The organism is Proteus appendicitidis (genome assembly GCF_030271835.1).
Lineage (GTDB): Bacteria > Pseudomonadota > Gammaproteobacteria > Enterobacterales > Enterobacteriaceae > Proteus > Proteus appendicitidis.
On sequence record NZ_CP127389.1, the window covers coordinates 378,615 to 391,269 of the forward strand.

General features: G+C 45.6%; 4 protein-coding genes. All 4 read right to left on the minus strand.

All coding sequences use genetic code 11. From position 1 onward, the window contains the following. Nucleotides 1-16 precede the first annotated feature (16 nt). Genes QQS39_RS01940 through QQS39_RS01955 form a run of 4 tightly spaced genes read right to left on the minus strand, consistent with a single transcriptional unit; the run spans nucleotide 17 to nucleotide 12,571 of the window. Entirely contained in the window at nucleotides 17-5,950 is a 5,934-nt protein-coding gene (locus QQS39_RS01940) for a DEAD/DEAH box helicase (RefSeq protein WP_285805284.1), read from the minus strand. Nucleotides 5,951-5,964: 14 nt separating this feature from the next. Next, nucleotides 5,965-8,745: a PspA/IM30 family protein gene (locus tag QQS39_RS01945; RefSeq protein ID WP_285805285.1), complete on the minus strand. Its 2,781-nt coding sequence runs from the start codon at nucleotides 8,743-8,745 to the stop codon at nucleotides 5,965-5,967. Nucleotides 8,746-8,779: 34 nt separating this feature from the next. Continuing rightward, entirely contained in the window at nucleotides 8,780-11,545 is a 2,766-nt protein-coding gene (locus QQS39_RS01950) for a hypothetical protein (RefSeq protein ID WP_285805286.1), read from the minus strand. Between the two features lie 9 nt (nucleotides 11,546-11,554). After that, the gene (locus QQS39_RS01955) at nucleotides 11,555-12,571 is read right to left on the minus strand and encodes a DNA cytosine methyltransferase (protein WP_285805287.1); all 1,017 of its coding nucleotides are present in this window, start codon (nucleotides 12,569-12,571) and stop codon (nucleotides 11,555-11,557) included. Nucleotides 12,572-12,655 lie beyond the last annotated feature (84 nt).

The window sequence follows — 12,655 nt, forward strand, 5'->3', positions numbered from 1 at the left end:
ATCACTCCTGAGATGATTACGCCTGAGTCCGTAATTTCGCCATTTCAGTCCCCATGCGGCGGGACAATGCAAAAGTATTCGTCGCGTCTACGTCCACCTCATATGAAAATACCTCAAGTTCGGGGGTTGCAGCAAATGCAGCATCGGGATCCCAGAATGGATGTAATACGGCGGCCCACCGCCCGTCACCGGTGCGAATCACGGGTATATTCCCCATCACTTTTACGTCACTGTCGCTATATAGCGAAGCGGCCTCTTTGGCTAATCGTAAGGCATTTTCCGGCCAGTCAGACACGCCCGGAGATGTAAAATCACCGTTCAGCCCGGCGTTATAGGTTTGATCCAGAAGAAGTTGAATAACATCCAGTCCCAGACGCCAGTCCAGCAACCCGTGATACGGCTGGTTTCCGTATCGGTGCAGGCAGTGATAACACCCTTGAAAGCATCGTTCGCGATGATCGGATTGCAGAAACTCAGCCAGAGGGTAAGCCGTTTTGTTATTTAAAATATTCTTCATGACCTCAAGTATAATGAGAGAGCCGGATGCGTCCTTCTGCTGCAGCCGTTCACATAACCCTGAACCATTAACCAGACGATCGGCCATTTGCAGAACCGGTACCGACTTACCGTTTTTCAGTATTTGAACGCGGGGTTCCAGAATTTCAATTTCTTCAGGATCAATATCCAATAGTTCTTTTGATGCATAGTTAACAATGATAAAAGACGCCGAGAGCGCAGCAGCTCTGAATGCCGGAGTTAGAGTGGAATACTGTAGCCGGAGACCTGGTGGGGTTTGGGCAACCATTAGCGCAAGTAGATCAGTCACTTTAGGCGCGGCAAGATAAAATGTGTTTCGGGTTTCTCCCCGCTCGGTAAAGTGGTTTTTAACTGATAGGTTGGTCTCAATTATTTGACTATCCATCCAAACCCGGTTCGCCGAAAGCGGCTGGTAGGTCCCCTGCTTTCTGAAAGGGACCGATAGGTCCCCCTGTGTTGCGCTGAAACCACGCCATGTTTTATTGGCATAAATTCCCCGATTCAGGCGGTGCAGACATGTCTGTGGCTGAAGCTGTATCGCCACATTAACGTCAGGCTCAGGCGTTGCAGAAAAAGCGTAGGCTTCTGCAATTGATACACGACTGGCTGTGGTCAGGATCTGATCAAAATCCTCTTTGGCCGATTTTGGTTCCAGCGTGGTGATAAATCCATAAGGAACATAGCATTGATAGCGCTCTGCCTTATCCATAACGGCACCACAGATAGTACATTTGGTAGCCAGAGAGTTTGCCGGAGCCCAGATGTTGCACTCCGGACAGGCGGTCATTGTTCTGAGTTCACCCGGTTCGCAGGCATTTGAATAAAATGATCGTGGATTTTTTCTGCTTTGTTTAAGCAGTCCACTATAACCTGCTGTAAAGTAGCGCCGTTTATCCTGAACCAGAATTTTTCCGGGAGCAAATTCCTGTATCGCAATATCCAGATCGCGGTCCATGCTGGCGAATTCGATTTCTTTTTCACCTGTGCTGACAGGTCTTGTCAGCAAAAGGCGTGATCGGGTCGGCATGCCATACATTGGGAATTTACCGTGTTCCGCCAACGCCTCTGCCAGCCCTTTCGCCTCCATCGCGCTGTCGTTCAGTACGGCGTTGATATCCTGAATCAGCTGTTCCGGTGTCAAAGGCTGAATAATTTTCTGGAACAAATGGGGGTTTTGCTGTGTGCTAGTCTGGGTAAATTCATCGCGCGCCAGGATGGTTGCTTCAATGGCCTGCCGGATTTTTGGCAGCCAGTCCGTTTGGTTTTCTTTCAGCCAGTGCACCGGGAAAAACTCACCATGGTTATCAGGGATGTGTGCGTAGTCGTCAACCGGCCATGGGTGATCGGCTTTTTCCGTTTGCTGTCTTAACCATTTGAATGCCGACACCAGCCAGATTTTTCGTACCAGTCTCTGGCAGATCATTTCCAGCTTTGTAGTCAGAAATGGTGGAGGAGGGAGGTCGCCGGTAATTTTTTCCGGATAGCGGAAGTAAAACAGATCGTGACTTTTACTGCGACACGTGGTTAATACGAATGAAAACGCTTGTCCACGTCGTCCGGCACGTCCGACACGTTGTTGATAATTAAAGCGTTGTGGCGGCATGTTGGCCTGAAAAACCGCACGTAAATCACCGATATCCACGCCCACTTCCATGGTTGTGGTTACAGAAAGCACATCAACCACCCGAGCTGCCCGGTCAAGATCTCGATCTGGCTCAAAATTTTTCATTCCTTCTGGTAAAATATCATCGTCGTCGGCAATCAAAATACCTTTAAACCGGCGTAGCCTTGCCGCCGGATTTTCTGTCATTCCAGTCAGTTCCTCTGAGCGCATCCTGTGGATACCAGAAGAATGTGAGAGACGTTTACCGAGATAGTGTTGCATCTGGAGCGTTTTTGCCTCGCTGCACGGCGTTTCTGGTAAAGGAGAGTAGCAACGAGTACATATTCCCGCGCCGGTGTGCATGTGTATACGCCCACAACGGGAGCAGCGCCAGACGCGATCAGTAGGTTTCGCCAGGCGAAAGTGCATTTTACCAATATCAATAATACCGCCCTGATGGCCAGTCAGCTCTAGTTGCCGGAGAAAACTATCAATTAAAGATAAAGGATCGCCTCCTGAGCACTGGCATATCTCCTGTGTAAAACGGTACAGGCGGTTTCTATGATTGACATCGCGCGCTGAACGCCATGGAGTTTCTGGCTTTGTATATTGTGAAGGGGTCACCCGGTATGCGTCTGCCAACACACGAAACATTGCGTTATAAATCGTGAGATGTTCCCGTGAGTCGTTTCCGGTAATGGGAAGGCAGGGATAACCCCAACCGGACTCTTCCAGCGCGAAATAGGTTTTACTGAATACGCTTTCCCCCACTAACCGTTTCAGATCGCGTGAAATCTCCTGTCGTGCCACAAGCAGGTTGTCTTCATAGGATGGAAGTGCCTTCCAGCACCACTCCCCCTGCGCGTTCTTTTCAAAGAGTTGTTGCCATGCAAAGGTCAGAGTACCTTCTTCATGTTTTTCTGGATCGGGAACGGGCGCGATGCCAGTACGATCGGAAGGGTGAATACCTGCATCGACCTGCGCCCTTAACAGCGGACCAAGCGGTTGACCTGCATCCGGTGATTCAGGTTCGAGGATCTCACGCAGAGGTATGCTGTCAGCTTCAGGCTTTGATAATAACCTTCTGATTTTCTTTCGTTCATCAGCAAGTTGATCCAATTCATCCTCTTCCTCATCCGACCTTACGCTGAGGTTAACTAGTGTTTTATTCCGGTTCTCTATCTCTGCCTGGCGTATTTTTAGTTGGTTATGGGACGGTTTATCAGCCGCAATGGTCTGTAGCGAATGGACAACAATTTCTCGTCTGACGTCGTCATGGTGACCCGATTCCAGATCGAGCGCCGCCCTTGCGGCATCTTGACGACTGTCTGAAAACGTTACCAGTTGCTCACGATTACCCGATCGCTGTAGTTCCGCCATTAGCGAGCTGGCCAGTAGCTGTGTCGTTTTCGAAAAACCGACGCGAAAGCTACGGATTGGGGAAAGCTTACCTTTGCCGTATTTATAGGACGTACCGCACGCCGGACACTGAAAAGGTAGCGCCGTTCCCGGTGACTGGCTGGATGACTGGTCTCTTTCCGAGGAGGCAAATTCACCGGGTTTGACGTAATAGAACCAGCCCGCGATATGGTTTTCTGGTAGCGGTTTTAATAGCGATACTGGGTGTTGGATAGTGGCGGTAAATGGATCGTAGCTGGCTTTTACCCAAGTACCAAAAGTATTGTAATTATCGCTGTTTAGCTCCTCATCTCCTTTCGGCCAGAAACGTTCAACGACGGGCATAAATAGCGCGTATTCTTCAGCAGATCGTCGTTCTACCATGACTGATTTTGCGTGTTCGGGCAGTTGTTCCGTATCAGGATCGTTGGGTAAAAGTTCAATTCGACTTTCTGAACCGGAAAAGACCGAAGGTTTACCCCCCAAAAAGAGATTACCGCAACATTCACAATAGAGTAATTCGACACGTCGCGATTTTTTATCTTTGCCGTAACGTAAGCCGGACTCGACGGTAAGATCGCCAAAATATCTGTGATTAATTTCTTGCGCAGATGCAGCGCTAGGGACGGGCAATGGCGCGACATATAATCCCTCAAGAGCGCGCAAAAAAGCATGAGCGCGGAAACGTGGCGCACCGATATCATCAGGAAAGACATGTGAAAACCATTGCGGCCAGTCTCCCTCAGTCGAACGTAACCAGATTAATGCCTGGAGCGCTTTATCACTATGGGGTTGGGCGTTAAAAAGGCGTGAACTAAGCATTTTGATTGACGTAGCTCTCGGAGAATGATCATCCGTATAGCAGCCACTTTCAAGCAGGTTGCCCGCCTGTAAAACGATACGTTGTGCTAGTTGTTCTGTAGAGGCTTCACTAGCTGTCATTCCCATGCTGCGGGCGACATTCTGCCAGTGTTGTAATGAGGTAAATGGTGCTTGCTGTAATTGAAGTACTGCGTGATAAAACTCCTCCAGATCCCCCTGGAAAAGAGACATATTACCCAGGGGAAGGGTGTCACCTTTAATAATACATTTTCTCCAGTCGCTGGAAGAGGCACCTGCGGGTAATCCCCGCTGACCGAACATCCCCCATAAATATTCGACGCTTTGATCACCTTCAGACCCTTCAACGGGTAAAGAGGCGCTGGAGGCCAGAATACGCAATTTGTGTCGGTGTTTTTCCTGATCCAGTCCCAGCCGGTTGATCAAATATTTAAGCAAGTAGCTGACTTCAGTTCCAGCGGTTCCTCGCTGTAGATGAAGTTCGTCAAGAATAAGATAAAAGTAGGCATCAGGATCGCGCTCAATCCATTGACGGGTTTGCTCAAAAATAGGATCGTCCACCTCGCGAACCAGCATCGTTGAGAGCATGCTGGTGTTGGTGATCAGAATATCGGGCGGTGTCTCTTGCATTTCCCAGCGGCTGAGAACCTCTCCACCAGCGGTTCGGGGGAAATTAAACGATAATTCGTTATCCTTGTCCTGCTGCGCTTGTCGTACCGCCTCCTGATGGGTCTCTTCCGTTAATTGCATATACTCACGCAGCTCGGTGATTTTTTTAGCCACGCGCTTTTTCTCATTTTTTTCTTCACTGATTCGGGGATGTTTAAGCCAGCCAGTTACTTTAGTTGCGCTGGTATAACGGCCAAAGAAGATCCGGTTGCCGCCGAAATACGTATCCATGACATCATGAGCTTCGCTGGAATCCAGCGCCCGTCGCATACGTACCAGTTGATCTTCTACCAAGGCATTCATCGGGTAGAGGATCAGCGCGCGTACCGCTTTCGGACGTGCAGCGGCCTCATGCTCGCGCATGAAGCTGGGCTGTTTATCCGCTACCTTATGCCACCACGGTTGCCAACGCTTCAACGCCGGGCTTTGCGGCCAGCCGGTGGCTTCTTTTGCGATCTGTGCCAGAACCGGCAGTAAAAATGATTCGGTTTTACCGGAACCAGTCCCGGAGGTGACAATGCCCGGTTTCCCCGACTGTACCCCTCTTTTCAGCATATCCAGTTGATGGGTATAAAGATTAAAACGTCCCTTAGTTGAATCCGTTTTATTGCGGGGCAGAAGTCCACCTAAACAGAGGTCGATGAATGCTGCCCTTTGTTGCGCATTAAACCCTGGCAACCATGTCTGACCATGAGCATCATTTCGTAATTCGCTGATAGTTAAGCCATAGTGCTGATATCGGGGCATTGGTTCAAGAAATAGATCGGCACATAATGTCCCATGCTGTTCCAGTAACGCTCGCCGTTCAGACTGTATGTCTGATGAACCAATACGGAAGGCCGTTTCAAGGTACGAAATATAAAAATCTCTTATTGATTCAAATGTTTCCAGTGGGTTGTTCATTACTATTCCTTTGCTTATAACTGGAAAAGGTGCTCAAGTACGCTTGCAGATTCACCGGTAGTCATTTCCTGAACATATGGCCCTAACTCCGGGGCAAGAGCGTCAATCGTGGTCGCAATATCTTGTGCTGTATTACGGCCGAGACCGTAAGCCAGACGGGCAACGGCTTGCGCTTGTTCATTAGGGAGTAAAGAGAGTAGCGCTGCTTTTAGCGCTTCCCACGGCGCACAAGCCTGGTGCACCGGTTGGTGGTTGTCCACATAGATTGTCTGCCATAGTTCTGGGGTAATACGAGAAGGCGTGATGTCAGTATTTTCCTCAAATGGCCGTTCATCCGACCATATATTCTCTGCCAGAAATAGAGGTAATTGGTGAGCAAGAGGAGCCTGCAATGGAAACGTGCTTTTCCCGGTAGTGAATGTGAGTAAAAAAAGTATTGGGTGCCGGATGGATAAATGTCGTAGAGTCTGCCGCCGATCCACCCAACTACATGCGGCAGGATGGGGTGTTCTGAACAAACACTCGTGGAGTTCAGGGAGTAGAGTTTCTGGCGGAGTGCGGTTAAAACCACGCAATTGAACAATGCTAGCAAGCCCTGCCTCTTGTTGTTGAGTCAAAAAATCACCCAACGTCGAGGTATGAGTATCGCCAGATAAGCGGACCAGTGTGGGGGAGTTCATTAAATCACTGAAACTAAAATGATCACTATGTATCGACACTTCCCCCCAAACGTTACCAGCTAAAAGGTTCGCTAATGAGGCGATAGCCTGTTTTGTCTGTTTTCCCATCAATCCGACCGCAGGTGTAATACTCGCCGTGGCGATAAGGCTGGATAATAAAGATTCACTTAGTCCCGTCGCCAATGCTTGTTTTTCGATAGCCGCTGATAGTTGATGTTTACGAGTCAGGGCATTCGTCTCAGCTAATGGCAAATTAGAATTTGCTGATTCGGTTACAGATTCTGATGTTATTCGTTGTTGAGCAGGTTGTTCATGGGCTGTTTCATTTTTGATTATCGCCCGCAGTAACGCTGTCTGGGCCAGCGTTTCCACTCCCGCTTGAGATGCAGCCTCGAAGGTCTTTTTAATCCGTTGTTCCAGTTCATTTTCTTGCTGACTTAGCACTTTATTAATGCGGTCGGTTTCTTTTTTCAGTTTTTTCTTCTGATCGGCTATTTCATTTTCAAGCTGTATTTTTTTTTCAGATAATACCGTTATTGATTGTTTAATCTGATATTGTTCATCTTCGTAACGAGTCAGTATTTCCTGTTTCTCAATATTAATTTGCGCCTCAACATCAGGTAAACCTAGCAACTGTTGAGTCGTATCATTAAGAAAGGATCTTGTATCTGCTATCTGTTCCAGATGAGATATTGCACGAAGATAGGATGCCTCATTATCAGGCTCATGTTCAGCAATAAAATGGGTTAAGTTTTGTAGCTGCACTTTACTAAATTGAGGAAAATCTTTTGCTGAATAGGTTCGTTTAAGTAGGCGTTTGATCCACGTGCTAGCTTCAGCACAATCATATTTTTCATTCACCTGAGGGAGCTCAGTGATCACCGTGAGGGCATGAGAACCAAGTAGTGTTTGAGAGACCTGACGGTAACTTTCCAGCGGCATATCAAAGTTATATTTTTTAGGATCAGGCAAGTCCCCCGGCAACCTCAGGGAGATGTTGTCACTTAGCTGAAAAATTACCGGTGTATCATTTTGCGATTGGTATCTGGTAAGTAACCACTCTCTGACAGCATCAGGCTCATTGGAGGCATGAGGCAGCGAAACTACAGGATAAACGCGTGATAGGTAGTCAGTAATGACATATTGAGCAGATTTATCGGACAGCTGATATTGGGCTTTCCATATTGCTATTTCACCCTGAGTAAATTTTTTGCTGAAATGGTTCTCAAAACCAATAACTTCCCCATTATGGGGGTAAAAATCTTTTACCAGTACCTCAGGGAGATCTCGTGGGTTGCCATCAACTAACAGACCAATTGGCATAACAAAAAAAGCGCCAGACGCGGTTAGCGTTAACACTTTTCCAATGAACATAACTTCATCCATCATACCGTCGATTTCTTTGGAAACAACGGGAGGAGCCTGTATTATACAGGTACCATCCATCGCTTTAATGTCGTTATTGACCTCAAACTGATCAATAAGCTCACCCAATTTTCGTGCCAGTGGTAAAGAATGTTCTGATAGCTTTGTCCGCCATCGATTCTCAGCTGTATGTGATCCCTTGAGTACATCAACCAATCCCCTTACAAACAGTGGAATCGTACGCTCAGGTATAGGAATTTCTTTACCTTGGCTAATTAAAGCACATTGCTCAATGTCTTCATCAGTGACATTAATTGTCAGGGCGTCAGAAACACCATGTTGGGATAAATCAATTTGTTCACCGTTCAGGAATTTCATTATAATTTCAGGGCAGTCAGAAGAAATATAGAATCCAAGAACTGTGCGCCATAGCGGTTTAGATAGCTTAATATCTTCTGTGTTGCTTTCTACTTTTAACAGATCCCTAAGAACAGTTTGCGGATCATTTTTTTCAGAAAACGTCAAATTTTCACGAAACCAATCAGACACAACAGGTTTAGCCTTAGGTGGTAACGTACGGAGAAAATGTAATCTTTTCTCTGATCCTTTCGGTAAATTATCCGCTTTAGCGCCATTTATGGTGAGTTTTTGCTTGCACTCTTGCAAACATCTGATCAATTCATGAGGTTCTGTACCGAAGTTGTACATTTGGCTCAGCCGATCGCTGATGATACTTTTCTTTTTAGACATCTTAAGCGTTCTCCTTACCACCTGATTCTGTAATTTACTGTAAGGTTTTGTGCAGCTTGCGTTTTGTCAGCACTCTATTCCGTCGTGCCAATGCTCGTTGGCGGGAGGGGAAGTCTATTACATTGTCCCAGAGTGGAACTTTCCCCCCTACAAATAAGTAACCACCATTGTCTGTTATCGACAAGCATCCATGGGCAACATGGATCCACCACTGCAAAATGGAGGGCGGTAACGCAATGATTTTTGTTGACCAGCACCAGTCATTATCACCTTTTCGAACACCAACCGTTTCTCCTGAACATATCACCTGAGCCATTAATGCCCAGGAGAAGCTATCGGTTTGCCAGTATCCGGTATTCTGCCGAATAAAATAACGATAACGCTGTTTTTCCTGACACCGCATCAATAGATTATTAGCCGTTTGAGTAACCCGCTTTTCTTCCGACCATTGGTATTTTTCAGCTTGCCATAGCGACACATGGAGATCCGAGGGTAAAGCCGGGATAAACTGCATTTGAGACAATGGTAGCAATACTCCGCTCAAAGCATTTACCGGGAAATCGTCGTGATTAATCAAACGTAACCCAAACTGTTCAATGAAAGTATGGACACGCTCTCTGGCTGATAGATGTAATTCAATACAACCCATTGAACCGCTGTTATCCTCAACTAACCGACGCCCTATTCGCTCACTGTTATTAAGTGCTTCTTGTAGAAGATTACGTTCGCTTCTTGTAAACATCCCCATAATTCGGGCAATAATTCCCTGTTCTGTGATATCAACGGAAATGGTTCTTTCAGCCAATGAGACTAACGAATATGGCGCATGGCGTTGTTGTACTACACAAAGCCAGCCAGCGGCAAAGAGCATGCGACGCAATTGCCATTCGGGTATCCTCGTTACCTGTGATACTGATTTAATATGTTTTTTTAATTCACCAAAAGGCAATGTGCTACGGTGTTGAAAACGCAAGGCCAGCGCTTCAGCGATCCAGTCAAATGCTGCGGGTATATTATGTAATTCAGTGTATTGACATGTAACAGGAGAGCCATTTTCATACTGCCATAACATCTGAGCACCACTCAATGGCATTAATTCTTCGCGTTTCAGTGAGGGGAACACTGCCGTATCCCCTAACATCATTAATATTCCTGATGGTCCATCAGTCATCCAATCATGCGGCTCTGGAATTTTACAATAAGTGGCGTAAGGCGCATGATCTAACACGTGTACATCAAAATTTACTGGGATATCCGAATACGCCAACGTAAGTTCATAGCGACAAAATGCCTGGCCAGATATTTCCATCAGCTCCTTTGGTGGAATGAATAATCCTTCAGCCCCCTGAAATAGTGAGCCATGCATTAATTCTTCTCCGTCTTTATTGCTAATTACATAGCATCCTCTTAGTACTTCAGGCATATAAATTACGGGGGTGCTGGCAGGGTTAAGCAGTATAGCCTGTCCAAACCGTGCTGCGCCTGATATACGAGGTCGGGCAGGCCGCCATCCCTGTATTAGAAAACGACGGGCTTCTTCTGGTAACAATTGGGCTATCTTATTCAGTGTTTGCCTGCCAACTTTATCGGAAAAAACTATCGACCATTTGGCAGATTTAATATCCCGACGTTGTGCTCTTTCGCCAGACTTTTTCAGAGCTGTAAAAATACTGTCTGCATATTTATGGTGAAGTATTAAATAGAGTGGAGAATTATCATAATATTCTCCTTCTGAGCTAATATAACAAAACTCATCACGAAAAAGCGGTAAACATCCAGACCGCAGTGCAGCCCCCACTCGTGATTTATAGAGATAACCTTTCCGTTGTTTTAATAATAAATCTAGAGAGTCTAATGTGGAACTCATATCTCGTTCATAATATATATTATTATAGTTTTCTATTTCTTTGGGCAACGAGTAATAACGCTGAATTTCTGAGGCTGCGGCAGCAGCGTCATCCATAAGAAGATAAATCTCTGGATTACCTGAGTCGTTAGACTCAAGGCGAATACAATACTTACCATTTTCTTTGAGCTGTTCTTTCTCTGTACGTACAGTGATATCACGAATGGCTCCCCAAAAAGGAGAGTCATAAGCCTGCTGCATGACAGCCTTTGAAAGTAATGTTCTGAACTCAATAAACTCCTGGTTAAAAACTTCGCCAAAACAAGATATATATTGATGTACTAACTTATTAACTGACTCAAAGGTTGAATGGCTATCTAATTCATTATTGGCGAGTAGATCCCGTAAAAAAACCTCATCCTTATAGCAGGGGAAAGCAATTCTCTTGGAATATCCAATTAACCTTTCACGTTTTAATGGTTCTGGAAGGACTAAACGGGTACAGTTTTGTTTTCTACTGCTCCATCTTTCTAATCTTTTCCATAAATTGGGTAATTCAGTAAAAATAAATTCTTTCTTTTTATCAAACCCGAGCAGTACAGAAAATCGAACCCGAAAATTTCCTTCGTCATGCGTCTCATCATCAGCACTAGCAGCAAGTAATGTTAAATATAAAATGGCAAAATAAGTAGGATATCCTTTTAGTTGCGCTAAAATATCTAACCGCGACTCATCCCTAAGAGCAGCCTGAATTTTAGACGCCTCTTTTCCAAACGAAGCCAGAAAACTTCGTTTAGCATCCTCTTTGCTACGTGGACCTGCAAGTTGCTCAAAAATACGTCCCGTAGTATCAATTCGACTTAAGGTCGAACCCGTATGCGAAGGCTCAAGAAAGACGATCTTTACTAGTTCAGCATTCCATTGTTCTAAAGTAACCGGGAAAGAACCATTCATACTCACCGCCTAATTACCGTTCTCTGTCATCTTTTTCAAACCGGTGCCAGAAAACAAATGCCGAAAAAGTACCTCAGCCAGTAGTGGAGGAACAGCATTACCAATTTGGGTAAATTTTGACTCGACATCTCCTACAGGCTCAAAACCTTGTGGAAAAGTTTGTATTCGTGCACATTCCCGCCATGATAACCGTCTTACCCGTTCCAGCTTGGGGCGAGAAATATCCGCAGTTAGATGCTCATATTCATCAGAAAAATCCCAGCGCTGCTTCCAGCCATCCTTCAGGTTTGACCATGTTAACTTCATCACTGGGCTGGCAGGATGTAATGTCACATGACGCCAGTTAGCGACAATGGTGTAAGCAGGGCTATCCCATTGAGCTTTATGGTTTCGGGACATGAAATACCATGAAAAATGCTCTTCAGGATAGTGTGGTCGCTCATAAAACACACCTTTAGGCCATAGAGGTAAATCCCTTATAGCCTCACCATGTGAAGCATAGGGTTTTAAATGGGGATTCTTTTTTGTCACTTTGCCATGTGTTTCAGCAGGAAATTCAAAGTATTGCCCTAGATCGTTCCTGACACCAATGATAAACAAACGCTTGCGTGGCTGAGGCACGCCGTAAGCCCTTGCATTTACCATATGATAATTGATCTGGTATCCAGCAGCTTTGTATGCCGTGAGCTGTTGTTCCAGAAAACTACCTGCCCCCAAATGTTTCAAGCCAGAAACATTTTCAGCAACAAAATATTTAGGCTGAATAATCTCTAATACCCGAAGAAAGTGCTTATAAAGGTTTGTTCTGTCGTCATTGTTTGTTTTTCTATTACCTGCTATTGAAAATGACTGGCAGGGATAGCCACCAACAACAATATCAACATCTGGAAAAGATTTAATTTGAGATATATCGCTATGCCTGATATCAGTATCGGGGAAATAGTTCTCTAATGTTTTGCAGGCATTATCTACAACATCGCTGGCAAAGACGATATCTTCACCGGCTGAGGTAATCCCAAAATCCATACCACCACATCCGGAGAATAGTGAAAGTACCCGAATATTATCGTTCTCTCTCTCGAAAACACTGCTCATATGTCCATACCAAGT

Bases quoted from the DNA above. Each gene is read 5' to 3' on its own strand.
- QQS39_RS01940 (WP_285805284.1), bottom strand. From the start codon at position 5,950: ATGAACAACCCACTGGAAACATTTGAATCAATAAGAGATTTTTATATT.
- QQS39_RS01945 (WP_285805285.1), bottom strand. From the start codon at position 8,745: ATGTCTAAAAAGAAAAGTATCATCAGCGATCGGCTGAGCCAAATGTAC.
- QQS39_RS01950 (WP_285805286.1), bottom strand. From the start codon at position 11,545: ATGAATGGTTCTTTCCCGGTTACTTTAGAACAATGGAATGCTGAACTA.
- QQS39_RS01955 (WP_285805287.1), bottom strand. From the start codon at position 12,571: ATGGATTTTGGGATTACCTCAGCCGGTGAAGATATCGTCTTTGCCAGC.